The following is a 25837-nucleotide window of genomic DNA, read 5'->3' as shown; positions in this document are numbered from 1 at the left end:
AAAAAGCTATTTGCGCAAGGGAATATTCCGTTGCGCAAATTGATTACAGGAGCGTGTTAATCCCGGCAATGAGGCGTTGCACACCTTGTTCCAGCTTGCTGCGCGGGCAGCCCGCATTCAGGCGAACAAAGCCATTTCCTTCTTTGCCGTAGGTATATCCCGGCATGATGGCGACCTTTTGCTGCTCGATCAGCACTTTTTGCAGCGTCCGATCGTCAATGTTCAGCGGGCGCAGATCGATCCAGGCCAGATAAGTCGCTTCGGGCGGTTGCCAGTTCAGTTTCGGAAAAGCGCGGTTCACTTCCTGCGCGATATACAACAAATTCTCTTCCAGATAACCCCGCAGGGCATCCAGCCACGGCTCCCCCTGCTGATAGGCGGCGATATGCGCCGTCAGCGCCAGCACGGAAGGGGAAGAGAGCCCGTCCCGGCCTTTTAGTGCGCTGAGGTAATCGTTACGGCTCTCTTCATCGCCAATCAGGCCGTAAGCGCCCGTCAGCGCCGGAATATTAAAGCTTTTCGAGCCGGAGGTGAGAAGCGCCCATTTGCCGCGCGCCACCGCGTTCCACGGCGTGTGACGACGCTCTCCCCACACCATGTCCATATGGATTTCATCGCTGATAACCGCCACGTCATAGCGTGCGCACAGTTCCGCCATCTGCGTCAGCTCATCCCGCGTCCAGACCTTGCCGGTCGGGTTTTGCGGGCTGCACAGCAGTAAAATTTTGTTTTCCGGTTTCGCCAGCGCCGCTTCGAGGGCCACCATATTGCCCTGCCAGCCTGCAGCCTGCTTTTTCATCTCAACCGTAACAACACGACGCGCGTTACCCTCTATGGCTTTATAAAACGCATCGTATGCCGGGGTGTGGACCACCACGCCGTCGCCGGGGTTTGACCAGAGGCGTATCAGTTCAGAAACCATGTAGATGACGGAGGGACCATAAACCGCGCTTTCAGTATCAATCCGGCTGTTAAAGCGCTGCTGGAACCAGTGCGCGATGGCGGCGAGAAACTCGTCGTTCTTCCAGCGGCTATAACCAAACACGCCGTGATGAATGCGCTGTTGCAGCGCATCGGTTATGCAGGGGGCGGTGGCGAAATCCATATCCGAGATGGTGAAGGGCAGCAGGTCGGCTGCGCCAAAGCGGTCGGCGACGTAGTCCCACTGCGTACACCAGGTGCCGTGTCGATCCACGACGGTAGAAAAATCAAACATGACGTTAATCCTTAAAGTAAAACCCCCTCATAAGAGGGGGCTGAGGCATCAGGCTTCTACTGTTCGCATCAGGGTGGCCAGCTCATCCTTCACCGACTGTACCTGCGGGCCGATAACCACCTGCAAATTGTGCTGATTTAACTGTACCACGCCAATGGCCCGGTTGGCTTTCAGGGCGTTGGTATCCACTTTTGACATATCCGCCACCGACAAACGCAGGCGGGTAATGCAGTTATCCAGCGAGGTAATGTTATCCGCACCACCCAGCGCAGCCAGAATGGCAGGGGTGTTGTAGCCGGATTTACCCACGGTACCGGCAACCGCCTGTTCCACGCTGGTGGCCGTATCGGTATCGCGGCCTGGCGTTTTGAGGTTAAAGCGGGTGATGGCGAAGCGGAAGATCCCGTAGTACACCACGAACCAGATTGCCGCCACGACCGGGACCAGATACCACTTGGTGGAGAGGCCGTGCAGGATCCCGAACACCACGAAGTCGATGACGTTACCGTCGGTATTACCGATAGTGACGCCCAGCACCGCCATCACGGTAAAGCCCAGACCGGTCAGCACAGCGTGAATCAGATACAGCACCGGCGCAACGAACAGGAACAGGAACTCGATTGGCTCGGTGGTACCGCCTACGACGCAGGCGATCACGCCGGAAATCAGCAGGCCTTTAATTTTATGACGGTTTTCCGGACGTGCGCAGTGGTACATCGCCAGCGCGGCACCCGGCAGGCCGCCGAGGAAGGCAGGCATTTTACCCTGAGACAGGAAGCGGGTGGCGCTTTCGGAGAAGCCGTGGGTGGTCGGGCAGCTCAGCTGCGCCTGGAAGATGGTCAGCGCGCCGCTCACGTCGTGACCGCACACCTCCATCGTACCGCCCGCTTCGGTGAAGCGAATCAGGGCCACCAGGATGTGCTGCAGGCCAAACGGCAGCAGCAGACGCTCGCCGGTGCCGAAGATCATCGGACCAAAATCTCCCGCGCCGTTGATGATGCGGCCAATGCCGTTGATGCCCATCGCGAAGACCGGCCAGATCAGCGGAATGATCAAACCAAACAGGCCCATCACCACCAGGGTGATAATCGGCACGAAGCGGGTGCCGCCGAAGAAGGCCAGAGCATCCGGCAGACGGATATTGTGGAAGCGCTCGTGCAGCATCCAGATAATCACCCCGGCGATCACCGCCCCGAGGATCCCGGTATCAATAGACTGGATACCAATCACGCTCTGAATGTTGTTAGCTTTCAGCACGGCAGCGTCGGTGGTCGGCAGAATGCCTTTCGCGGTCAGCCAGAAGTTAACCGCGAGGTTCATCACCGCGTAACCCACAAAACCGGCAAACGCCGCGACGCCTTTATTTTCGCGCGCCAGGCCCAGCGGGATAGCGATACAAAACATGACGGGAAGGAAGCTAAACGCAAAGGAGCCGACTTTACTCATCCAGATAAAGATCGCCTGCAGCACGGGAGTACCGAGGAACGGGATCAGCGTGATGACGTCTTTACTGCTTAGCGAGCTGCCGATCCCGAGCATGATCCCGCAGAACGAGAGGAGTGCCACGGGCAGCATAAAGGTTTTACCCAGTTGCTGGAAAAATTCCCACAGCGATATTTTTTGTGCTGCTTTCGCCGTCATAAAACGACTCCTTTATTGTTAAAATCAGTTTGTCTGCTTCAATGCTGCGAGAAGATAAAACGTTTTATCAAAGTTTAGTGCGCGCTAAATCACATTCTCAGGCTTTGACTGGTAGTATAAAGATAACGTTTTGATAAAACGTTTTACCGATCTCATTTCAGGGAGTCACGCCGACACATGGCTGTAGCGAAAAAAATCACCATCAACGATGTCGCGCTTGCGGCGGGCGTTTCCGTCAGCACCGTTTCTCTGGTGCTAAGTGGGAAGGGGCGCATCTCTCCTGCCACCGGTCAGCGGGTGAACGAGGCGGTTGAACAGCTGGGCTTTGTGCGTAACCGCCAGGCGTCGGCGCTGCGCGGCGGGCAAAGCGGGGTGATTGGCCTGATTGTTCGCGATCTGACATCACCTTTCTATGCGGAGCTGACCGCAGGGTTAACCGAAGCGCTTGAAGCGCAGGGGCGGATGGTCTTTCTGCTGCACGGTGGTCGCGAGGCCGATCAGCTGCTTTCCCGGCTCGATATGCTGCTGAACCAGGGGGTGGACGGGGTGATCGTCGCCGGGGCATCGGGCGTGGGCAGCGAACTGTGCGAGCGTGCCGCTGAAAAAGGCGTGCCGCTGGTGTTTGCCTCGCGCGCCAGCTACCTCGACGAAGCCGATACGCTGCGCCCGGATAACATGCAGGCCGCGCAAATGTTGACCGAGCATCTTATTCGTCGCGGGCATCAGCGCATTGCCTGGCTGGGCGGTAAAAGCTCGTCCCTGACCCGCGCCGAGCGGGTAGGCGGCTACTGCGCGACGCTGATTAAATACGGCCTGCCGTTCCACAGCGAGTGGGTCGTGGAGTGTGAATCCAGCCAGAAGATGGCGGCGGAAGCGATAGGCGCGCTGCTGCGAAGCAGCCCGACGATCAGCGCCGTGATTTGCTATAACGATGTGATTGCTATGGGCGCCTGGTTTGGCCTGATCCGCGCCGGGCGTCAGAGCGGCGAGGGCGGGGTGGAAACCTTCTTTGGCCACCAGGTGGCGCTGGGGGCGTTCGCCGACGTCGGGGAAAACGCCCTCGACGACCTGCCGATCGTCTGGGCAACCACCCCAGCGCGGGAGATGGGTTACACCCTGGCGGACAGGATCATGCAGCGCATCGACAATGCAGATGTGCAGGCCGGGCACCAGATTGTGGCAGCGAGGCTGGTGACGGTGAAGTAATATCAGGTGTACTGCGTAAGCGGGTTGAGCAACAGTTCGGCCTCAAGTGCTTCCACAAATTTTCGTACTTTTGCCGGGATCAGGCGGGAGGTCGGGTAAACTGCCCACACTGCCAGCGATTCCGGCTGGGCATCCTCCAGGACGACCCGCACGAGTTTACCCTCTCTGAACGCCGGTTCTACGTACCAGCGAGATAAATTGGCGATGCCCATCCCTCCCAGGCAGGCTTCGTAAATTGCCTCAATAGAGTTCGCGGAGAATCGGCCAGACACCTTTTGCTTGTAGCGCTGTTCGCCCTGTTCGAATGACCAGTGGACGGTATCTGACGTGGTCAGACAGCTATGTGCCGCCAGATCGTTAAACGATTTTGGATAGCCTTTTGCGGCAAGATACGTCGCGCTGGCGCAAAGATCGCGAGGGTTGTGACACAGGCGATGAGCAACCAGCCTGTTATCGCGCAGAGGCGCAATGCGTAGCGCTACGTCTATGCCTTTTCCGACAATATCAACCTGTTCGTCGGTGGCGAGTAAATCGACCTGCAGGGAAGGATGTTGCTGCATGAACCGGGTCAGCATGGGAGCAACGATCTTTCGTCCAAACCCCGCTGAGGCGGTAATGCGCAGGCGTCCGGTAAGATGCGTCCCCTCGGGAAACAGATCGGCAAGCGCATTGTTTTTATCTTCCAGCAATGCCTGTGCATGCGGCAAAAAAACGTCCCCATCGCTGGTGGGAGAGAGAGAACGCGTGGTGCGGTGTACCAGCCGAACCCCCAGTTCCGCTTCGAGATGAGTTAGCGCGCGCGATGCTGTCATTGCGCTCATTGAGAGCCGACGCGCGGCACCGGCGAGGCTACCCGCTTTGACGGCTTCGACAAACACTTCAATATCTTCGAGTCTCATTATATCGTTTTTCGTTATGCTGCCTTATCAAATTACATATCTACATTATTTGTCGTTACGCTGCCATAGTCTCTTCACATCCTGATAAACATGAATTTGGAGTGAAGATGAAAAAGTTGAAAACGATTCTTGCGTTCAGCGGCCTGCTCTTTGCTGGCACATCGTGGGCAGATGCTCCCGCGCAGGTGAAACAGCAGGTCCCGGGCTATTATCGTCTGGCGGTAGGGGAATACGAGGTGACGGCGCTGTTCGACGGCTATAACGATCTTTCGCCAACGCTATTGCAAGGGCTTTCACCTGACAAGGTTCGCAACCTGTTGGCGCAACACAAAATCGATGCCGAACGCATGCCGACTTCTTTCAACGCGTTTCTGGTTAATACCGGTAAACACCTGGTCATGATTGACAGCGGGGGTGGCCACTGCATGTCAGAAACGGCCGGTCAGCTAATCGTTAATATGAAAGCATCAGGGTATCGCCCCGAACAGGTCGATACGGTTTTCCTGACCCACCTGCATCTTGATCATGTGTGTGGCCTGAGCGATGCAGACGGTAAGGCGCTGTTCCCGAATGCCACCGTCTACGTACCGCAGGGGGAGGCCGACTACTGGCTTGACCCCGCAAAAGAAGCGAGCGCGCCGGCTAATGCGAAGGCGTATTTCGCTATCGCCAGGAATGCGCTGTCCGCGTATAAAGCCACCGGGCACCTAAAAACCTTCGTCCCGCCAACTTCACCCATCCCGGAGGTCCAGACGACATATGCCATTGGCCATACGCCTGGCAGTACCGTTTATCGCTTCGCGTCTCAGGGTACGGCTATTAACTTCATTGGGGATCTTATCCATGCTCCTGCCGTCCAGTTCCCGCACCCTGAAGTGTCTATTCGCTTTGATGTCGATCCGAAAAAAGCCATCTCATCCCGGGCGCAGGAGTTTAACGCGCTGGCGAAAGACGGAGAGTGGATGGCCGCAGCGCATCTGCCTTTCCCTGGTATTGGGCATATCACCTCCTGGCAGCAGGGCTATAGCTGGAATCCTGTAAATTACGGTCCTTATCAACGTGCGGCCAACGTGCCTCTGCTGAAATAAAGTGCGGTTACGAACATGAGAAGTTACACCGTAACGGCGAACGGTATCCGACAGTTCGTCGTAGAAGAGGGTGAAGGCGCACCGGTTATTCTTCTGCATGGTTTTCCAGAAACAAACTATGCCTGGCGCTACCAGATACCCGTTTTGTCCCGACACTATCGTGTGATTGCACCAGATTTACGCGGGTATGGGGAAACGGATAAACCGGCCTCCGGTTATGATAAACGAAACATGGCGCGGGACGTCCGGGAACTAATGCGAGTGCTGGGTCTGGAGAAAGTGGCGCTGGTGGGGCACGATCGTGGAGCTCGGGTTGCTACCCGCTTTGCTAAAGATTATCCCGAGTTAATCGATCGTCTGGTGGTGATGGATAACGTACCAACCCGTATTGTGGCGCGCGATCTGAATGCGTCGATTGCGCGTGCATACTGGTTCTTCCTGTTCCATCTTGTACCAGACCTGCCGGAAGCCCTGATTGCAGGTCGAGAAAACGTATGGCTGCACCACTTTTTCTCGGACTGGACCTACGATCCGTCTACCATTAGCGGCGAGGCGTTTGACACCTATGTTCGGGCGTATCAGGCGCCGGGTGCCGTGCGCGGCGCGATGGCTGACTATCGCGCCAACGCAGAGGATGTGGCGCAGGATATGGCAGACGCTGAGGTGAAAATCACCTGCCCGGTAATGTCGCTGTGGGGTAATGATTTTCATGCGGTCGGCAAGCTTTTCGATATGAAAAGCGTCTGGGCCGAAATGGCGGAAAACCTGCGGGCGTATGGTATTGATGAGTGCGGCCATCTGCCGCAGGAGGAGCAGCCAGAGAAAGTGAATGCGCTTCTGCTGGATTTCCTGGCTGGATGGAAAAGTTAGGGGGCAATAAAAAACCCCTCATGCGAGGGGTTTTGACGTTTACTGCTGCGGTGCCGCCGGTTCGGCTGGCGCTGCCGGTTCAGCCGGTTCCGGCATCCCCAGAGCAGGCATACCGAACATGCCGACGAAGTCTTCCAACGGCATTTTGTCGCCGTTGAGCGTGACCTGGCCGTTGGCGTACTGCAGGCTGGTGGAAATCGTGTTGTTTTCCACTTTGGTGATGCGGAACATCTGTCCCATTGCCGCCAGACCTTTCACCTGCTGGTTCGCCAGCTTGCCGGCATCTTCATCGCCGTAGCCTTCCAGCTTCGCAATCTGGGTCATAAACTCGGTCGCCATATCCATCGGGATGGTCAGCTTGCTGTCGAGCGACTTCACGCTGCGATCCACTTCCTGCGCCAGCGTCTGCGGTTCACCCGTTGCGGTGGCCGGATCTTTCAGGAACAGAGACAGGTTGAAGCTGGTTTCGCCTTTGCTGTTTTTCCAGCTCAGCGGCGCAACGGTTATCACCGGCTCGCCTTTCAGCAGGATTGGCAGGTTGTTGAACAGCACCGCCATCGCCTGCTGCTGGTACACTTCCGGGTTCTGCTGCAGCGCGGTATCGGTCAGCAGCGCCTGGCTCTCTTTACTGTATTTCTGGCTAAACTCGTGCCACGCCTGGCCGTCGATATTGCCGATCTTCAGCGACAGTTTGCCGGTGCCCAGATCCTGATTCTGCACTTTCAGGCTCTTCAGCGTGTAATCCAGCTGGGTATTGATGCTCTTCCCGTCTTTGGAAACGTCGGATTTGCCGTTGACGTCCATGCCTTCCAGCACGGCCATCTCTTTCCCTTCAACCGCAATGGCGACTTTATCGAGAGACAGTTTTTGATCGCCAATACGCTCCTGGAAATCGGTCATTCGGCTGTTGCCGTCGGCTTTCAGGTTGCTGAAGGTGAGCTGAACTTTTTGGTTATATTCGTTCACGGCATTGACCAGGCCGCTCTCCGCTTCACCCGTCAGGGAGAACACGTTTCCGTCGCGGTCAGCATCGAGTTTGAAGTGGCCGCCGCTGAAGGCGACTTTTTCATTCTCTTTCTCGTAGTTCAGCGCTTTCAGCGCAATATCGGAACTGGTGTCACCGGCATAGCTAATTCGGGTATTAATGTCGAAAGGCGATTCATTCTTTGCCAGGTCAAACAGCGGTTTGGTGACGTCGTTGTTCACCAGCACGGTATGAACGGACGCCATCGACGGGATCAGGTTAAAGGACTTCAGCTGCGCCAGCGGGAATGGACCGTGGCTCACCACTTCGTCCAGCACCACGCTCTGGCCCGGTTTCAGCCAGCCGTTTTCAGCACCGGCAACCGGCTTCACCACCAGCTGCATACGGCTGGTAAACACACCGCGGTGATAGTTCTGGTAGCTCAGTTCCAGACCTGCTTCCGGCGCGCTGCGCTTAATCTCTCCGTTAGCCTGCGCCACCATTTCAGCCAGACGGCCTTCCAGCTGTTTCCCGGTAAACCAGGAGGCACCCGTCCAGACCACGCCTAACGCTACAATCACTCCAACCGCTACGACCGATTTTTTCATTGCGACTATCCCTAAAATGAAACCAGGCGGTAAAAACCGCCTGGAGATATTAAGCCTGCAACTAGCTTAGCAAGAGTTGTTAAAAAATTCAGTAAGTGCTTAAAGCTTATTGAAAACGCGCGCCAGGCGACCGGTGCCGCTCACGCTGACCGGGGACTCATTGGCTGCAACGAATGCTGACTCTCCGGGCTTAAGCACCAGACGCTGTTCGCCTTTGCGCAGCGTCGCTTCGCCTTCAACGCAGAACAGAATCGCCGCGCTCTCCTGAGCCACCGACGTTTCGGCGCTGCTCAGGTCGTGCAGGGAAAACGCAAAATCCTCAACCGGGATCGGGAAGTCCAGCTCTGCGCCGTTTTTCACCGGCTGAGTCAGCAGCTCCGCGGCAGGTTTCGCCACGAACTTCACGTTGGCAACCAGCTCAGGAATGTCGATGTATTTCGGCGTCAGGCCCGCGCGCAGCACGTTATCGGAGTTGGCCATCACCTCCAGCGCCACGCCCTGCAGGTAGGCGTGTGGGGTTTCCGCGAACAGGAACATTGCCTCGCCGGGGTTCAGCTTCACCACGTTCAGCAGCAGAGGGGAGAACAGGCCGCTGTCGTCCGGGTAGAATTCGGAAATCAGGCGGATAGTCTCCCACGGTTCACCTTGCTGGCTGTCCAGGGCGGCTTTCAGCACCGCCAGCGCGTGGGATTTCTCTTCACCCTGCATATTCAGCAGGCTGGCAAACAGCTGGCTCAGCGCGTCGGCGTTCGGGTTTTCGAGGAAGTGGGCGATAGCCTTGTTGGCACCCGCGACCGGTTGCAGCAGAGAAATGATCTCCGAAAACTCGCGGAAGGCGTTCATCGCCAGGAACGGCGTCAGCGCGAACACCAGTTCCGGCTTGTGGTTAGGATCTTTGTAGTTACGCTCGGCGGCGTCTAACGGGATACCCGCCGCGTTCTCTTTCGCAAAGCCGATTTCGGAGGCTTTCTTGTTCGGGTGAACCTGAATGGAGAGCGGCTGGTCGGCGCACAGCACCTTAAACAGGAACGGCAGTTCGCCGAAGCGGCGAGCGACCTTGTCACCCAGCAGCGCGGCTTTATCGGCATCAATCACGTCGCGCAGGCTGCGTACCTGGCCGCTGGCGTCTTCAATTTTTGAGCTGCTCTTCGGGTGCGCGCCCATCCACAGTTCTGCCATCGGCAGGTTGTTCGGGTTCGCGATACCGTAGAGATCCGTTAACGCAGTTTTACTTCCCCAGGCGTAGTTTTGCACTGAGTTAATGAGTTTTTGCATTATCAAGCCCTGATTCAATTGTGGAATTAACTCCGGGTATTAAAGCAATAAACCTCATGGAAGTAACCTGTGGATGTAAAAAGTCGTACTAGTCTCAGTTTTTGTTAAAAAATTGTGTAGGATAAGCTGACTCGCTTTTAAGCCGGGCAGCGGAACATCTGCCCTGAATAAACAGACCGAAGCAGTAAGTGAGAGACCAATGTCGAATAAACCCTTCCATTATCAGGATCCTTTCCCCCTCAGTAAGGATCAGACCGAGTATTACCTGTTAACCCGCGATCATGTCTCCGTTTCTGAGTTTGAAGGACAAGAGATCCTCAAAGTCGATCCGCAGGCGCTGACGCTGCTGGCGCAGCACGCTTTCCACGACGCCTCGTTTATGCTCCGTCCTGCGCACCAGCAGCAGGTGGCCGATATCCTGAGCGACCCGCAGGCCAGCGAAAACGATAAATACGTTGCCCTGCAGTTCCTTCGTAACTCCGATATCGCGGCGAAAGGCATTCTGCCAACCTGTCAGGACACCGGCACGGCGATCATCGTCGGTAAAAAAGGCCAGCGCGTCTGGACCGGCGGCGGTGACGAAGCGGCGCTGGCGCACGGCGTTTATAACACCTACACCGAAGACAACCTGCGCTATTCGCAAAACGCCGCGTTGGACATGTACAAAGAGGTCAACACCGGCACCAACCTGCCAGCACAGATTGACCTCTACAGCGTCGACGGTGATGAGTACAAATTCCTCTGTATCGCCAAAGGCGGCGGTTCAGCCAACAAAACCTATCTCTACCAGGAAACCAAAGCGCTGCTCACCCCGGGCAAGCTGAAGAACTACCTGGTTGAGAAGATGCGCACCCTCGGCACCGCGGCGTGCCCGCCGTACCATATCGCATTTGTGATTGGCGGTACCTCGGCTGAAAGCACGCTGAAAACCGTCAAGCTGGCCTCAACCAAATACTATGACGGCCTGCCTACCGAAGGTAACGAGTACGGCCAGGCGTTCCGCGACGTACAGCTTGAGCAGGAACTGCTGGAAGAGGCGCGTAACCTGGGTCTCGGCGCGCAGTTTGGCGGAAAATACTTTGCCCACGACGTGCGCGTGATCCGTCTGCCGCGTCACGGTGCCTCCTGTCCGGTCGGGATGGGCGTCTCCTGTTCTGCGGATCGCAACATCAAGGCCAAGATCAACCGCGAAGGCGTGTGGATCGAAAAACTGGAAAACAACCCGGGCAAATACATTCCGGAAGAGCTGCGTAAAGCAGGTGAGGGTGAAGCGGTTCGCGTTGACCTGAACCGTCCGATGAAAGAGATTCTGGCGCAGCTTTCGCAGTATCCGGTCTCGACCCGTCTCTCCCTGAACGGCACGATTATCGTGGGGCGCGACATCGCGCACGCGAAGCTGAAAGAGCGTCTGGACAATGGCGAAGGGCTGCCGCAGTACATTAAAGATCACCCGATCTATTACGCTGGCCCGGCGAAAACGCCTGAAGGCTACGCCTCTGGCTCGTTAGGCCCAACCACGGCAGGGCGTATGGACTCGTATGTCGACCAGCTGCAGGCCAACGGCGGCAGCATGATCATGCTGGCGAAAGGTAACCGCAGCCAGCAGGTGACTGACGCCTGCCACAAGCACGGTGGCTTCTACCTCGGCAGTATCGGCGGCCCGGCAGCGGTGCTGGCGCAGGGCAGCATCAAGAGCCTGGAGTGCGTGGAATACCCGGAACTGGGTATGGAAGCGATCTGGAAAATTGAAGTGGAGGATTTCCCGGCGTTTATCCTCGTGGATGACAAAGGCAACGACTTCTTCAAGCAGATTCAGTCGTCCCAGTGTTCGGCGTGTGTGAAGTAAGATAAAAAGCCGGGTGGCGCTGCCGCCACCCGACACCAAAAAGAGCGCACAAAGCGCCATAACGTTTCTCAGAAGTCATCAATACTTATCCCTTAAGCATGTGAGCAATCCCTCTTTTGTTATCAAGGAGAAAGTAATGACCACGGTACGCCATGAGAAAGATTCGATGGGCGCCATCGACGTCCCGGCCGACAAGCTATGGGGCGCGCAAACCCAGCGTTCGCTGGAGCATTTCCGTATCTCGACTGAAAAAATGCCCGTCTCGCTGATTCAGGCGCTGGCGCTCACCAAACGTGCAGCTGCGAAAGTGAACCAGGATTTAGGCCTGCTGACGGCAGACAAAGCGACCGCCATCATCAACGCCGCCGACGAAGTGCTGGCGGGTAAGCATCCCGATGAATTCCCCCTCGCCATCTGGCAGACCGGTTCCGGCACCCAAAGCAATATGAACATGAACGAAGTGCTGGCGAACCGGGCAAGCGAACTGCTGGGGGGCGTGCGCGGCATGGAGCGTAAGATCCATCCGAACGATGACGTCAACAAAAGCCAGAGCTCCAACGACGTCTTCCCGACGGCGATGCACGTGGCGGCGGTGATTGCTATCCGCGAGCAGCTTATCCCGCAGCTCAATGTCCTGAAATCCACGCTCAATGAGAAAGCGCAGGCCTTCCGCGACATCGTTAAAATTGGCCGTACGCACCTGCAGGACGCCACGCCGCTGACGCTCGGCCAGGAGATTTCCGGCTGGGTGGCGATGCTGGAACATAACCTGAAGCACATTGAATACAGTCTGCCGCACCTGGCGGAGCTGGCGCTCGGCGGGACGGCGGTCGGGACCGGGTTAAACACCCATCCAGAATACGCGGTGCGCGTGGCGAAGGAGTTGGCAAACATCACCGGGCAGCCGTTCGTCACGGCGCCCAACAAGTTCGAAGCGCTGGCGACCTGCGATGCGCTGGTCCACACCCACGGTGCGCTGAAAGGGCTGGCGGCATCATTAATGAAAATCGCCAACGACGTGCGCTGGCTGGCCTCGGGGCCGCGCTGCGGCATTGGTGAAATCAGCATTCCGGAAAATGAGCCGGGCAGCTCCATCATGCCGGGTAAAGTCAACCCGACCCAGTGTGAAGCCATGACTATGCTCTGCTGTCAGGTACTGGGCAACGACGTGGCCGTCAACCTGGGCGGCGCGTCCGGCAACTTCGAGCTGAACGTCTATCGCCCGATGGTGATCCACAACGTTCTGCAATCGATTCGTCTGCTGGCGGACGGGATGGTGAGCTTTAACGAGCACTGTGCGGTAGGGATTGAGCCGAATCGCGAGCGTATCAACCAGTTGCTCAATGAATCCCTGATGCTGGTGACGGCGCTGAATACCCATATCGGCTACGACAAGGCCGCCGAGATCGCTAAAAAAGCGCATAAAGAGGGGCTGACGCTGAAAGCCTCCGCCCTGGCGTTGGGCTATCTGACGGAGGCGGAGTTCGACGCCTGGGTTCGCCCGGAAGCGATGGTCGGTAGCCTGAAATAATCAACCCGCCACATACAGGTGCAGCCGCGGAATAATCAGCTGCAGCGGCTGCGCCTGAGGTCTGTAACGGTGCTGGACATTGTCCGCATCGTAATTCAAAAGCTCACCAATATCCGGCACGATGGCCCCCTGATTGGCATCAAAGAGCGCAATCAGCGGCGTCGGACAGGCATACTGAACCTGTTTTTGCTGACCGGAATACCAGACGCGGGCGATAGGCTGCACCTTCACCGGGCGCTTTATCTTGAGGCGCGTGTCCGCCGGTAGCGAGGCGATGCTGTGGTACTCCTGCTCCAGGCGCTCAATCCACTGTTCACGCGACCACGGTGCGACGGTGCGCGGCGTCTTCAGGCTTTTTTCCAGCTGCGCCAGAATCTCATCTCGGGTGAAGTTTTTAATGATGTGCTTATTCGCCCAGCCGAAGCGCAGCGTAGCGGGGTGACGCAGTACCGTCAGCGTGCGATAGGCATTCAGGGTAATTAACCCAGGAAGCTGACGGTGCACCCATTCAAACCGGGCGGCAGGGGCGAGGCCGGACTCTTCGGTAACGATATTTTCAAATGCCGCTTTCAGGCTGTTGATCTGGGTAATCTGGGCTTCCAGCGCTTCGCGCGTTGTCGCATCGGTTTGCAGGCAAATCACGCCGGGCAGACGCACGGCCGCCTTACTGCTGCGGTTTTCAGACTGCTGCTGGATAAACAGGCGACGATAGTGTTTCAGCGCCAGCTCAAGGGCGGCGCTGCCGATGTGCTGTTCAACCTCGATGGTGTCCAGCGGGTCGTGTTCTGCCCCTTTAGCTACCTCGGGCAGGGTAAAGACGCGCGCGGCCAGCAGACGGCAGGTCTGCAAACGTTCGGTCAGGGTCAGGAGCTCGTGTTCTATTTCCCGAAACGTGCTGTTCAGCCGTTCGAGGAGATCGTAAGTCGCCATAAACACTCTCATTAGTTACAACATACTTATCATATAGCACAGCACGCCTGGTCAGGCCAGCGTGCGGTTTAGGTCAGACAGGAACGGGAAGGGCGATGTTATGGTATACCGGCCAGCTAAAGCAGAAGCGCGCGCCGCCAAGCTCGCTCTCCTCGCAATGCACCGTGCCGCCCATTGCCTGCGCGATAGAGTAGACAATCGCCAGCCCCAGGCCACATCCGCCAGTAGCGCGATCGCGGCTGGGGTCGAGGCGGACAAACGGTTCAAACACGGTTTCTCGCGCTTCCGGAGCTATCCCCGGGCCGTCATCCTCCACCGTCAGGCTTGCCTGACTGCCCTGCAAATCCAGCCCAATCTGTAGCGTACTTTCGCTGTAGCGCATGGCGTTGTTCATCAGGTTGTCCAGCACGCGTTCCATCAGGCGCATATCGAGTGCGCCGTAATCACCCGGCGTCACGCGGGTCAACAGCGTACGCTGCGGGTTCACGCTCTGAACGTCATCAATATGGGTTTGCAGCCAGGCAGGAAGATCTGGCGTGCTGAGGTTCAGCTCGTTTTGCGGGCGATCGAGGCGCGCGTAGGTCAGCAGTTCCTCAATCAGCGCCTCAAGCTGGCCAATGTCGCGGTTAAGCGCCTGAGACTCCGCTTCCGTCAGATTTTCGCTCATCTCCAGACGATAGCGCAGGCGCACCAGCGGCGTGCGCAGCTCGTGCGCAATTCCGTCGATCAGCTGCTTCTTACTGGCGATCAGGGCATTGATGTTATCGGCCATCTGGTTAAAGGCCACGCCCAGACGTTCAAAGCTGGAACCACTGTCGAAGTGAATGCGTTCGGTAAAATGCCCCTCGCCAAAACGCTGCGCGGCGGATTCCAGCTTCAGCATGTCCTGCCAGTGCGGGCGCATCCAGATAAAAACCGGAAACGCGAGCGAGATGGCGATAAAGGCCATCAGCGCCATGTCCAGCAGGCGCATTTGGTGCAGATAATAGAGATAGGGAACCGGGCCGACGGCCAGCACGTAATGGCTGCGCGGGATACGCTGGATAAAGGTGTATTTCTCATCCAGCGCGACGATGTCCCCGTCGCGCAGACGCTGCATGGCGGGTGGGTCCAGCTCAAAATTTTTTAACGGCTCAATGCGCAAATCGAATGACAGATTGAGATCCAGTTCTTTCAGGGTTTTCGCCCAGTCGTGCGGCGGGATCTCTCTCAGCTCGCTGCGCATCAGATAAAGCGAGCTTTTCATCAGGTCGTCCAGCGACTGCCTGCCTGCACGTTCGGCGGTGAATTTATAGACCAGCCCGACCAGCATGGTCATGACCAGGAAGCAGACAAACAGCAAAAGATAAAACTGCACAAACAGCTTTTTCATTAAATATCACCGGGAAATCAAATAATTAACTACTTTGTTTTTACCTTCAGGGGCACTATAGGGGCATTTGCATATCCGCCAAAGCGCTGATTCAAAAATGATACCTGATCGCTATCGAGAGCATTTATCCACGCAGAGTATACATGGAAGACCATCTCTGCATTCTCATGACCCATCTGATTCGCTATAAAAGCAGGATTAGCACCTGCCGACAACATCCAGCATGCGTATGTATGACGCAGCTGATAGGGGCGTCTGCGGCGAATTCCCGATCGTCTTACCGTAATATCCCATAATGACACAATTGAACTGACTGAATAGTACGCAGCTTGCTTGCCTTTCTGAGGTCGAGGCATAAACACAAAGTGCAGCTTTTGCGTTTCCGTTTTACCGAACTCCCGGTGGTGAAAAGTGATTGGTACCTTAGGGGCACTTCCCGTTAGCTCCTTTTGAGCTCGCAAAGCCTCCAGAGCCGGCTCCAGTAACTTTATCGTCCGGTATCCAGCTTCGGTTTTGGGTGGTCCAAACAAACCTTCCTGAGTTAGATTGCGTGCAATCGTAGCTTCACCGGAATTAAGATCGATATCCTCCCAGGCAAGAGCGCAAAGCTCCCCGGGCCGAACGCCGGTATAAGCGAAAAATTGCCACATGTTTTTCTGCTGAGCCGGAGCAGTCTCTTTCAACTGCTCAAACTCATGTCTAAGAAGCGGATCTGGTTTTGTTTGCCCTTTGCGAAGCCTTTTTATCCCGACATATGGTTGATATGAAATGACTTTATTTTTAACCGCATAGTCGAGGATTTGTCGCAGGATGGCCAGATAATAATCTACTGTTCTAACGGCGCGGCCGGTTTTATTTCTCCTCTTTTCGGGAGCATAGTTAGTCTCGCCAGTCAGTAATTCCTTTCTCCAGCCCAGAATGTCGCTGTTGGTGATGGATGCAACCGGCGTTTCAGGGCCGATTAGTTTTGTTAACGTTCTTACAGCTATCCCATAGCTTCTTGTGGCATTGGGGGAGAGATCGATTTTATGGTTTTCATACCAGGTTGATGCAAGTTCGGCGAACGTCGTAATATTTTTAGATGCATAAAACTTTGCTGCTACCTTTGACTCCGGAAACACGCCCCGGTAGTCAAAAGTGCCCAGCTGAATCTCGCTTACAATTTTGGCCCTTAGATTCCCGGCTTTTTTGAGATTCGAAGCATTCACGATCCATCCTTTCAATGTTTCTCGACATCTAACGCCCTGAAACTTGAAACTTATTCGTATCTTATTGTTGTGGATCTCAACACCCGTTGGCATTGCAGCCATTATGCCTCCTTCACAAACCTGTTAATGTTTGGGATGTTGTACCAGACAAGTCCTCGCTCTTCGGAGCTGCTTCCATCCAATGGGATTCTCTTAAAATGAACACCTTCTACCCATGAGGTTTGGCGATAGCTTTTAATCTGACGATCTGTAAGGCCTGTCTTCTCTTTTAGTTTTGAAGCAACGCCCCATTCTGAATCGTAAATTACCTGCGACATGGTTCACCTCAGGTAACCGGCATGAGTATAGATATGCCGGTCTTTAGTCGTTGATATTTCAGTTTCAGTTTGCCTGGCCGGGCAGGGAACGCAGTCGGCGCATGCCGGTCATTGCTGTGGCCACGTAGCTTGCCTTGCAGTTGACCACTTCAACCCAGACCTTCACGCCTTCCACTTTCACCGTATAGGTCTCTTTCATCTTGCTGCGCCCATAGTCACCATATCTTTGCTGGTGGGCTGCGAGTGCGATTTCACATGCCTGGCGAGCTAAAGGGGATTGCTTACTGCCTCGATTAATCAGTCGCATTTCTTCTCCTTGAGGGAGGGTTTCCCCTCCCGATCTCGTTAGTCCACGTATTCCGGTTTCATATCCGCCAGGGTGATGCTGAACTGACCATGCAATTCGTCGCCCAGATGGCGTTTAGACGATGCAAGAACGCGCTCTACTTCTGCGAACCGCGCAGCTGCATCGGGCTCATCTGAAGGTGGCAAGGAATTGATGGCTGCTTCGACTTTGTTCCGGGCATCAACAAGGTAATAACGCTTCACGGCCTTGTTTTTCAGCTCAGTGAACAGGGCAGAACCCAGCGTTGCTTTCACGGTTTCAATATCTGCTCGCAGAGCTTTAGCGCTATCCACATCCTGAGCCGCCTCGATGCGGTCACGGAAATCATCAGCAAGTGCATCGATGTTTTGAGCTGATTCCTGAGCCGTTTGAGTAGTAGTTACGTTGTCACCTGAAATGTCTGCAAGGCTAACGTGCTGCGCCGGTGCCGGGTTTACCTCTCGTTCTTCACGACGATCATCGAGTTCATCAGGGGTATAAACGCCCAGAATCACATCCGGGCAGAACAGTCTCGCCCAACGTTTGACGGCCAGGTACGCCAGCTGCTGGCGAGGGTCGTCAGCCCAAAGGGTAGAGTTTCGGGTACGGGCCTGAGCCAGCAGCAAATCGAGTTCTCTTGGCTGATCTTCGCCTTTAAGCGTTGCGCGGATAATGATGCCGATCCCGGCTTCGTCAGCCAGGGTCCAGCCCGGGACGCGGTACTCGCCTTTGTCTCCTTTACGGATATGGAATTTCCCAACGACCTTTTCCCATGGCCCGTACCACTCATATTCAAAACGACTTGCCAGCACGCCGCTGCGCGAAATCACGGCATTAACCAGCTGCGCTTCATACCCGAGTACACCATTAATCAGGTGCGTTTTTTGGGCCACGGCAAAGGGATTCATCTGCCACTGTGCCGCTTGCATCGCTACAGCCATGCAATCGGCCTGATTGCCCTGCAGGTGCTTAGGTACAGTAGCGGTGCCCTGGGCCATAATCTGCGCGAACGTGCTGATGGCGTTCAGATACTGGGAATCGAACAAAGCCACGTTGGAGTTAATAACGGTGTTCTGGTCAGCAACGGTAACGTTTGTGTTATGCATATATCCCCCTTAAGCCTGAGCGCGCAGCGCTTCGAGGCGGCGCAGGTCGAAGTCGTTCAGTTCATCGGTGTAATCGGTAGTGATCGGCGCTGGCCATTCGCCCGTGTCGAATCCGGTTGCGATGGCGCGCATCGTTTTGCGGTACTCGAGCATGCCCAGTTCCAGCAGTTCGGTTGACGCCTCGATGATGGCGATCCAGTGGTAGTTCTCGTCTTTGTTGACGAAAATCCAGAAGAACTGGTCCAGCGCCGCGGTCTCGCAATACATAGCCGCACTGAGGTGGTAGTCCCGGTCAATGATTTCCCGATGCAGCCTGGCGCGCATACTTTCTTGCTTCACATTCCACATGCTGATGGTTTTCAGGTCAGCGCCGATGCGCACGCCGTCCAGTTCAATCTCGAGGTCAGGGCGTACACGCACTTCTAATCCGGTTTCGTCGTCGAAACCGAAATAGCTCACTTCAACGGCGCGGCTTGGATGTGTCAGCAGCATGCCCGCGGTCGGGTGCGCCAGTAGTGCGGACTGAATTGCCCGCGCTGTGGCCAGTTGCTGGCGGGTAACCAGAATCTTTTCGCCAGGGTTGTCGCGCCAGGCATCCAACAGTTCGTCGGCGAATATGGCATCGGGCTTAACTAATTTAACTATCTGGATCATGTCTGCTTTGGTACCGGACACTTTCAGCGGTGTCGGTTTCTGCGCTTCTTGCACCACCAGATCAGGATTGATGATCGCTAATTGCTCGAGTAGCGCATCACGGCTGCCGCTGGTTTTAACCGGCGACGGCAGAGTGGCGTTGTACTCTTTGATACATGCCTTCATTGCCGTTGCCGTTTGCTTCTGGCCTTCTTCAATACGCTGGTACTCAGCAGGGAGAGCCATATAGCTTTGAGCCGTTTCTTCCAGGCTGGCGCCAAGCGGCACTGGAGCGGGAAGGGACGCGTTATGTTCTTCAAGCAACGCTTTAATCTCGTCAGCGTTTAGCAGCGCCGGCAGGCTGGCGTTGTACGCGTAGATGAACTCGCGCAGAGTTGCGGTGGTGGTGAAAGCTCCCTCCGGGATCTCAGGTTCTACGCTGAACTCTGCTTCGAGATTTTCAGGCTGCAGTGCTAAAGCATGCACCAGGTTTCCCATGTCGAGCACTCTGGATGCTGTTCGCGGGATGGTTTTAGCCACATGGCGCGCGTTAAAGTACATCAGGCTGACGCGGGCATCTTTCACCTGGGTTGAGCTAATGCCGTTTGCTGCGTGATAAACATCATTCGGCAGACCTTCGTAGCGGCCAGGCTCGAAGTAAGCCGGGTATTCGATTACGGGTTCTGACTGCTGCTCTTCCGGCACTATGGAATCTGTCTGCGTATTAGCTGCATCAGTGCTTTCGCCCGGTGGTATCGAACCAACATCTTCGTCTTTCTCTGGCTTAGCCGTTTCCATCTGCACATCGCTGGTGGTCTCCGCTGTGTATTTCGTTTTTTCGACTTCATTTGAGGAGGTATTGACGGCCGGTTCGGTATTTCCATCCATCAGCCCATCGATGGAGAACACACCGCTACCGAGATTTTCAACCTGCGGTTGTGCAACTGGAGCTTCGGTCTCAACAGCCGGAGTAGACAGCGGCAGTAAATCCACAGCAGAGTTAAACTCAGCAGTCATGGTTTTATTCACAAACTCAAGATGAGCCGCTGGCGTGTGGTGGATGTTTTCCGGCGCTATGCGGATCAGATTGAAGATTGCCGCACGATTCACCGCCAGTACGCCGGGCTGATTACGCAGGATGGCGCTCCATGACTTCCATGGCTCTTCTTTCTTCCCCACGATTTCTTTGGCGCGACGTAAAACGCTTGATGGGATTTCAAAGTGATGGAAATCCATAGGCAGCAGGGCGCATGCGATCTCAAGATCGAGAGTGTCCAGAGTGTGGTGAGCGCCTTCGCCGCGATCCGTTACATAGCCGCCGTCTGCATTGGTACCTGAATCAGTACGCTGCACGTTGCTGATGCGGCTTCCGGCTGACCAGTCGCGAACGAGAATTCCGCGGTCAATATAATCAGTAGCCGCCCAGATTCTGGTGAAACGGAGAACCAAAGCGAGTTCGTGACGCTTATCCTGGCTGAACACCTTGCGAATGGCGTCGGTATAGCGCCACAGGTCTTTGGTGTCGTAACCCTTAACCTCTTCGCAGTTTTCTGACGCCAGCAGCAGGTTCTGGACATAGCTGTTATCAGTGTCCATCTCCAGCGCGCAGATATCTTCGTATTCTTCGCGGGTTAAGTGGTGACGCAGTTCGTCGGCAGTGAACTGGGCGAGTAGCTGCTTTCGGAACGGCATACGAACGACTGGATAAAGTGTGGTTTCGTCATCATTCTCGTCAATCTGAATACCGTTTTCAGGTTCTGGATCCTGACCGGTTGTAACACCGATCTCGCTGGCGATTTCTGATTTAAGAAGAGTAAGCTTTCCGCTTCTCCACTCTTCAACTAACTGATTGCGGTCGCCGGCATCTGCTCTAGCCCAGTCAGCCATGAATGCAGCGATAATCTCAGTTTCGTGAGCTTCATCTGGCGCGAATACCTGTTTAATCGCCTGGACCAGTTTCCACTCAGCGTTCAGGCTGAGTTCGGAAACTTCGGGGATGTCGTTTTTCGCCAGCAGCAGGTTCTGGAGATAGGTGTAGCCTTCATCCAGTGACATTTCGCTGGCAGCCAGCTGCTGCTCTTTAGTGATATGTGACTGGTATTTGTCGCTGGTCAGGTAGACGGCAAAACGGACCGCTGGCGTGCGGTTTTCAAGCGGAACAATCTCGACGGTGGTTTCGACTTTAACGGTCGGTTCCGGTGCGGCAGTGTTGTCCACGGCTCCAGTTGACTCAGCACCAGCTTTTGGCAGCCAGGTGCGTCCATCGTCCTGCAGTTCGTAGCGTTTGCACCATGAGTAATCAACTGTGCTTTCTTCAGGCAGGTCGCCATAAACCGGAAAATCGGTGCGAACCGGCTTGCTATAATCCTTGCCCCGGCCGGTTTCAATGCCAGCATCTTCCAGCTCTACATCCAGCTGCAAATTGGCTCGTGCTTCTGATTTAGCCGTGAACCAGATAACGGCATCTTCTTTGCCGGATTTCTGCGTTGCCTTGATTAAATGAAAGAATTCCATATCGGGTCCTTAATTTTGATTGTAAGATACCCGCAGCTAGTGATTGCCGCTTTGGGTAGTGGTCATTGGTCAAAACTCGATTCCGGAAAGCTTTGGTCGGCTGACCGGGTACTTAACCCGCCTTGCGCGGGTTTTGTGCTTTTAAGGGCTGGTAACAGCCATTGGTCATAACTCGATTAAAATTTGAAAGCAGGCTGGTGGTCGTCAGCCGGTCTATATGGGTAACACTCTCCTTTAACGTGCTGCTCTTTGGCAGCTGCATCACAACCAGATTCGGTCTGATATACACCGAGCATGATGTCTGAGCACTCCCCGGTGAGGGCGCAGACGGTAACGATCAGGGCAAAGAACGAGCTCATGCTTTTAGCTCTGGATTGCCTTTTTGCGCCAGTAAGTAGCAAAGCTTGCGAATCCATACTTCCGCCGCACTGAGGCGGATAGCTTGTTGTCTTGAAGGTGTTCGTGCAAAGTCGATCATTTATCTTTCCTTTTAATTCTGACTGTCGTATCGCGGTCCTAACTTCAGTGCTATTGTGGTTATTCCCGCACTCTAATGAGGGAATTAACTGTGGAAAAAGAAGAGAAAGTCTTGTATTTAACTCGCTTAGCGGTTGATACATATAACTCTTACCGTTCTGCTCAAATCTCTTCTGGCCGGAATCTTTCTGACCCCCACGATCCGGTGGAAGAGATAGAAAAAATCTATGCAAAATTCGAAGTCTTTCTTGACCAGAAACTCTCAGAAGACGAATGGAAATAGGGTTATATGCTTCCCCAGCTAGACCTATTTCTCCAGAGTGAGCTGTTGCAATGTGCATAAAGCTCACTCTTTCTTATGACCGTGTCATCCACAATTTTTCCCCCTATATGCGCCTGTAACGCCGGCCAGCGGAACGTTTAAACCTGATGCGCGTTAATCTCTCCACCTCATCCGACTATTCGTATGCCGTCGGCGGCTACTTCGTGGGCGTCCTGCCTTGGTAGTTCGTAGTGCGTCTTAGTGAGTTAGATTAAACACAAAGTTTAAGTCGTAGTCAACAAAATGAGTAATTTTAGATAAACAAAATGTTTATGTGGTGCTTATGGAGAGTGAAATTTTGTCCTTTGGAGGAAAAAAATTCGACGAAATGGTGCGTGCCGGAAGTCCGCGGAATGGTCGCTTAGTACAAAAGATGTGCTAGTTATTAGAGGGGCATAAAAAAAGGCCACTTCATGGCCATTTCTTATGGTGGATCTTTACGATTCATTGCTGAAAGGATTACTCAATCATCCTGCGAACGAATCCGGCCTTTCATATACTTATCATATAGTTCGTCCAGCTCTTTCAGGCGAAGTGCGAAGATGCGAAGCATGTTCTGTTGCTCTTCTTCGGGAAGCTGACGGTAAAGTTCCAACAGCCGTTGTTCGTCCGGCTTCAGTCCATCTTTTTTGCCAACATCTTGGCCAAGCAGCCACTCAAGGCTCACCCCAAGCGCATCCGCCAGCTTAATCGCTGAACTTTTACCAATCGTCCCACGAACAAACCAGTTATTGACCGACTGAGCACTGACGCCGCATATACGGGCCATGTCTGATTTGGTCAACTTCTTGAGCTCAAGAACCTCGTTAAGCCGCTGAACTTGGGGGTGGTTAATCTGATGAGTTTTTTCTTTCATGGACGAATTCTAAACCAAATGTTTATCAGCTCAATATTCAAAATGTTGACACAAACATAAACAATATGTTTAATTGCGTTGTTGTTACAGGAGCTATTTATGAAAGCAATTGATAAAGCAATTACCAAAGCAGGAAATGCTACGCGCTTAGCCCAACTGCTAACCGTAAGCGCCATGACTGTTAGTCATTGGCGAAATCGATATCAGGGTGTCGTACCGGCAGATCGAGTTTTGCAAATTTATGGGGTTACCGGCGTAACTCCGCACGAGCTGCGCCCAGATCTCTACCCAAACCCAACAGACGGTTTACCTAAACAGGATCCTTAACTATGCAAACTGTTTCATTTCAACAGAGTAGCAGAGCTTCCTCTAATCCAATGATATTCCCGTGTCATCAAAGCGAATCGGCAGAGCAGGATCTTGATCATCGAGATATTTGTTCTGCAGTCAGGGCGTGGGCAGCGGCAGAAGGGCGCGTAGCAGTTGCGCTTCAAATCCAAGAAGCGGCGGAAGAACTTCAACTTGATGGCGTAGATTTTTCTGGCCAGGCCGATGTCTGGAACGTGAAGCTGTTCCGCTGGCTCGACAACAAAGAAGACTCCGCATCGTACCGAAAGAACGTTGAACTGCTGGTGCCAGCGATCATGTCCGTATTACCGCTTCGATACCGCGACCGTGTCGTAAAGAACGACTCCTTTGCACATCGCATGGCCAGATTAGAAAAAGAGGTAAGTGAGGCGAAGCAAGCTTTGATGCTCGATGCACCGAAGAGGGAAAAGCTTAAGGAGTTAGGCGAGGGGATTTTCGAAATGTTCAGAGTCGATCCGGATCTTACAGCGCCGCTGCTGGCGATGGTCACAACCATGCTGGGGGCGATATGAAGACTTCAGAAAAGGCGAAAGCCGGTCTGCGCGAACAGAACCGACTTTCAGGTGCAAAAACGGAGTGTAATTGCGGAGCTAAGTATGTCAAACACAGCTGAAATTATCAATTTCCCCCACAGAACCGAACAACCGGGAGGTCGTATGGCCGACCTGTCGAACGGGTATACCAAGGTTGCTAACGAGATCCAACAGCTCAAGCCTCGTCTGAGAATGTCAGGCCGGGAGTGGCAGTGTTTTGAGGCGGTGATCTGGCTTACCTACGGCTGGAACAAGAAACAAGACCGCGTTACGAACACGGTGATCGCTGAGCTTACAGGGCTGAGTGATTCGCATGTCTCTGATGCGCTCAAATCGCTCGCAGAACGCAAAATTATCTTCAGTCAGAAGCAGGGCGTGATGAAAATCGTCGGTATAAATACTGACCTTTCTGCCTGGATTTTAGACAAACCGAAAACGGGAAAAACCTTCCCGAAATCGGGAAAAGTGTTACCGAAAACGGGAAAAACCTTCCCGGAAACGGTAGACACCCAAGACTATAACAAGAACAATATTAAAATATCCTCGTCTCGGAATTCTGACGAATCCCGAAACCAGAAAACTCAAAAATTTCTCTCACGTCATCCAGAAGCTGCCGCCGGGATATACACCCCGGCAGGTAAATCATGGGGATCCGCTGACGACCTCAAGGCCGCGCGCTGGATTTACGACAGGCTTCTCACCGTCAACGCATCGCTATCTGAACCCAACTGGGCTGAATGGGCAAACACCATCAGGCTGATGCGTGTCCAGGACAAGCGTACTCACTACGAAATCTGTGACCTGTTCCAGTGGGCCAACCGGGACGAATTCTGGAAAGACAACATCCTGAGCCCTTCAAGTCTGCGCAAGCAGTGGGATCTGCTCACCACGAAGCGGCTGCGTGTAACCGGAACGGCAAAGCCATACCGGGGCGGCATTGACCTGCATAACACCGACTGGATTGATGGGGTGCTGGAATGAAAAACCTAGCCGAGAGCATTCGCAATTTTGACCGGGAACAGGCTCGCCGCGTGGCGCACAACATGCCAGAGCAGTACACCGAGCGCGAACAAACGCAGCAGGTGGCGCAGATTATCAACGGGCTGTTCGTACAGCTGGCGGCCGCGTTCCCGGCAAGCCTGGTTAATCGCAGCCAGGAAGACGTGAACGAGATCCGCCGTCAGTGGGTGCTGGCCTTCAAAGAAAACGGGATCACCACAATGGAGCAGGTTGAAGCGGGCATGCGCATGGTGCGTCGTCAGGAGCGTCCATTCCTGCCTTCGCCAGGCCAGTTCATCAAGTGGTGCAGGGAAGGGCGCAGCGTGCTGGGGATCACCACCGCTGACGTAATGGCTGAATATTGGAAGTGGCGCAAGCTGGTATTCCGGTACCCGAGCAGCGAGCAGTATCCGTGGCCTAAGCCGGTTTATTATCACATCTGTCTGGAGCTGCGTCGCCGCGGAACCGATGGCCAGCTGTGTCACAAAGAACTCGAGCGCGAGGCCGGTGATCTTCTGGGTATGTGGGAAAAGCGGGTGCTAGCCGGGAAACCAATCCCGCCTGTTCGTCGTGCGTTGGCAGCACCAGTGGCTCTGAGGGGGCCAACGCCAGCTGAACTTCTGAAGGCTAAATACGCGCGCCTAAAAAATGAAGGGAGAGTTTAACTGTGCGAGCAAAGATTCTTCAGATTCGTACCATACAGCGAATGAGTAGAAGGCTTTGTTTCCACAA

General features: G+C 54.6%; 25 protein-coding genes. 10 read left to right on the top strand and 15 right to left on the bottom strand.

The window, feature by feature from the left end; all coding sequences use genetic code 11:
• Window positions 1–43: 43 nt before the first annotated feature.
• Complete coding sequence (locus ACDO57_RS07950; protein ID WP_370883829.1) at window positions 44–1216, bottom strand: MalY/PatB family protein; 1173 nt, start codon at window positions 1214–1216, stop codon at window positions 44–46.
• A gap of 48 nt (window positions 1217–1264) precedes the next feature.
• A complete protein-coding gene (malX, locus tag ACDO57_RS07945) occupies window positions 1265–2857 on the bottom strand; it encodes a maltose/glucose-specific PTS transporter subunit IIBC (RefSeq protein ID WP_063621468.1) in 1593 nt (530 codons plus the stop codon).
• Between the two features lie 177 nt (window positions 2858–3034).
• On the opposite strand from malX, the gene ACDO57_RS07940 reads away from it, so the two are divergent.
• Entirely contained in the window at window positions 3035–4063 is a 1029-nt protein-coding gene (locus ACDO57_RS07940) for a Mal regulon transcriptional regulator MalI (RefSeq protein WP_032651046.1), read from the top strand.
• Between the two features lie 2 nt (window positions 4064–4065).
• On the opposite strand, the gene ACDO57_RS07935 is transcribed toward ACDO57_RS07940, so the two are convergent.
• A complete protein-coding gene (locus ACDO57_RS07935; RefSeq protein WP_061715404.1) occupies window positions 4066–4962 on the bottom strand; it encodes a LysR family transcriptional regulator in 897 nt (298 codons plus the stop codon).
• Between the two features lie 107 nt (window positions 4963–5069).
• On the opposite strand from ACDO57_RS07935, the gene ACDO57_RS07930 reads away from it, so the two are divergent.
• Both ACDO57_RS07930 and ACDO57_RS07925 read left to right on the top strand, forming a co-directional pair.
• Window positions 5070–6050: an MBL fold metallo-hydrolase gene (locus tag ACDO57_RS07930; protein ID WP_370883828.1), complete on the top strand. Its 981-nt coding sequence runs from the start codon at window positions 5070–5072 to the stop codon at window positions 6048–6050.
• A gap of 15 nt (window positions 6051–6065) precedes the next feature.
• Complete coding sequence (locus tag ACDO57_RS07925; RefSeq protein WP_090417227.1) at window positions 6066–6920, top strand: alpha/beta fold hydrolase; 855 nt, start codon at window positions 6066–6068, stop codon at window positions 6918–6920.
• 39 nt (window positions 6921–6959) lie between these two features.
• On the opposite strand, the gene ACDO57_RS07920 is transcribed toward ACDO57_RS07925, so the two are convergent.
• Together ACDO57_RS07920 and manA are read right to left on the bottom strand one after the other, a co-directional pair.
• The gene (locus tag ACDO57_RS07920; protein WP_370883827.1) at window positions 6960–8492 is read right to left on the bottom strand and encodes a YdgA family protein; all 1533 of its coding nucleotides are present in this window, start codon (window positions 8490–8492) and stop codon (window positions 6960–6962) included.
• A gap of 99 nt (window positions 8493–8591) precedes the next feature.
• Window positions 8592–9767, bottom strand: coding sequence for a mannose-6-phosphate isomerase (gene manA, locus ACDO57_RS07915; protein ID WP_370883826.1), 1176 nt, complete (start codon window positions 9765–9767; stop codon window positions 8592–8594).
• A 199-nt stretch (window positions 9768–9966) separates the two neighbouring features.
• Here manA and fumA point away from each other — a divergent pair, with 199 nt between their 5' ends.
• Together fumA and fumC are read left to right on the top strand one after the other, a co-directional pair.
• Window positions 9967–11613 carry a class I fumarate hydratase FumA gene (fumA, locus tag ACDO57_RS07910; RefSeq protein ID WP_370883825.1) on the top strand — a complete coding sequence of 549 codons (1647 nt, stop codon included), beginning with the start codon at window positions 9967–9969 and terminating at the stop codon, window positions 11611–11613.
• Between the two features lie 136 nt (window positions 11614–11749).
• The gene (fumC, locus tag ACDO57_RS07905; RefSeq protein ID WP_370883824.1) at window positions 11750–13144 is read left to right on the top strand and encodes a class II fumarate hydratase; all 1395 of its coding nucleotides are present in this window, start codon (window positions 11750–11752) and stop codon (window positions 13142–13144) included.
• On the opposite strand, the gene tus is transcribed toward fumC, so the two are convergent.
• The 9 genes from tus to ACDO57_RS07860 form a co-directional block, all read right to left on the bottom strand.
• Window positions 13145–14074, bottom strand: coding sequence for a DNA replication terminus site-binding protein (tus, locus tag ACDO57_RS07900; protein WP_370883823.1), 930 nt, complete (start codon window positions 14072–14074; stop codon window positions 13145–13147).
• Window positions 14075–14147: 73 nt separating this feature from the next.
• On the bottom strand, window positions 14148–15446 hold the full coding sequence (rstB, locus tag ACDO57_RS07895) for a two-component system sensor histidine kinase RstB (RefSeq protein WP_024909335.1): 1299 nt from the start codon (window positions 15444–15446) through the stop codon (window positions 14148–14150).
• Between the two features lie 29 nt (window positions 15447–15475).
• Entirely contained in the window at window positions 15476–16756 is a 1281-nt protein-coding gene (locus ACDO57_RS07890; RefSeq protein WP_370883822.1) for an Arm DNA-binding domain-containing protein, read from the bottom strand.
• Window positions 16756–16971, bottom strand: coding sequence for an excisionase family protein (xisR, locus tag ACDO57_RS07885; protein ID WP_047647992.1), 216 nt, complete (start codon window positions 16969–16971; stop codon window positions 16756–16758). Before xisR ends, ACDO57_RS07890 begins: the two co-directional genes overlap by 1 nt.
• 64 nt (window positions 16972–17035) lie before the next feature.
• A complete protein-coding gene (locus tag ACDO57_RS07880; RefSeq protein WP_048979543.1) occupies window positions 17036–17278 on the bottom strand; it encodes a DUF4060 family protein in 243 nt (80 codons plus the stop codon).
• Between the two features lie 38 nt (window positions 17279–17316).
• Window positions 17317–18402 carry a RecT family recombinase gene (locus ACDO57_RS07875; protein WP_047647991.1) on the bottom strand — a complete coding sequence of 362 codons (1086 nt, stop codon included), beginning with the start codon at window positions 18400–18402 and terminating at the stop codon, window positions 17317–17319.
• 9 nt (window positions 18403–18411) lie between these two features.
• Window positions 18412–21549 (bottom strand): RecE family exodeoxyribonuclease, encoded by a 3138-nt coding sequence (locus tag ACDO57_RS07870; protein WP_370883821.1) that lies wholly within the window; start codon window positions 21547–21549, stop codon window positions 18412–18414.
• Between the two features lie 176 nt (window positions 21550–21725).
• Complete coding sequence (locus ACDO57_RS07865) at window positions 21726–21908, bottom strand: DUF1482 family protein (protein WP_125913603.1); 183 nt, start codon at window positions 21906–21908, stop codon at window positions 21726–21728.
• Window positions 21905–22027, bottom strand: coding sequence for a hypothetical protein (locus ACDO57_RS07860; RefSeq protein ID WP_258321457.1), 123 nt, complete (start codon window positions 22025–22027; stop codon window positions 21905–21907). Before ACDO57_RS07860 ends, ACDO57_RS07865 begins: the two co-directional genes overlap by 4 nt.
• 90 nt (window positions 22028–22117) lie before the next feature.
• Between ACDO57_RS07860 and ACDO57_RS07855 the strand changes: the two genes are divergently transcribed.
• A complete protein-coding gene (locus ACDO57_RS07855; protein WP_059311999.1) occupies window positions 22118–22309 on the top strand; it encodes a hypothetical protein in 192 nt (63 codons plus the stop codon).
• A gap of 502 nt (window positions 22310–22811) precedes the next feature.
• On the opposite strand, the gene ACDO57_RS07850 is transcribed toward ACDO57_RS07855, so the two are convergent.
• A complete protein-coding gene (locus tag ACDO57_RS07850) occupies window positions 22812–23204 on the bottom strand; it encodes a helix-turn-helix domain-containing protein (RefSeq protein WP_059311998.1) in 393 nt (130 codons plus the stop codon).
• Between the two features lie 99 nt (window positions 23205–23303).
• On the opposite strand from ACDO57_RS07850, the gene ACDO57_RS07845 reads away from it, so the two are divergent.
• The 4 genes from ACDO57_RS07845 to ACDO57_RS07830 all read left to right on the top strand — a co-directional run bounded on the left by ACDO57_RS07845 (window position 23304) and on the right by ACDO57_RS07830 (window position 25770).
• The gene (locus tag ACDO57_RS07845) at window positions 23304–23531 is read left to right on the top strand and encodes a YdaS family helix-turn-helix protein (RefSeq protein WP_072250700.1); all 228 of its coding nucleotides are present in this window, start codon (window positions 23304–23306) and stop codon (window positions 23529–23531) included.
• Window positions 23532–23533: 2 nt separating this feature from the next.
• Window positions 23534–24085, top strand: a complete 552-nt coding sequence (locus tag ACDO57_RS07840; RefSeq protein ID WP_370883820.1) for a toxin YdaT family protein — start codon at window positions 23534–23536, stop codon at window positions 24083–24085.
• 84 nt (window positions 24086–24169) lie between these two features.
• Window positions 24170–25087 carry a replication protein gene (locus ACDO57_RS07835; RefSeq protein WP_199767214.1) on the top strand — a complete coding sequence of 306 codons (918 nt, stop codon included), beginning with the start codon at window positions 24170–24172 and terminating at the stop codon, window positions 25085–25087.
• Entirely contained in the window at window positions 25084–25770 is a 687-nt protein-coding gene (locus ACDO57_RS07830; RefSeq protein ID WP_101744521.1) for a replication protein P, read from the top strand. Before ACDO57_RS07835 ends, ACDO57_RS07830 begins: the two co-directional genes overlap by 4 nt.
• Window positions 25771–25837: the final 67 nt, after the last annotated feature.

The sequence above is a fragment of the Enterobacter cloacae complex sp. 2015409 genome (assembly GCF_041365315.1).
Taxonomy (GTDB): domain Bacteria; phylum Pseudomonadota; class Gammaproteobacteria; order Enterobacterales; family Enterobacteriaceae; genus Enterobacter; species Enterobacter pseudoroggenkampii.
Note: the sequence above shows the minus strand (reverse complement) of the source record. Positions and strands in the feature narration are given on the sequence as shown.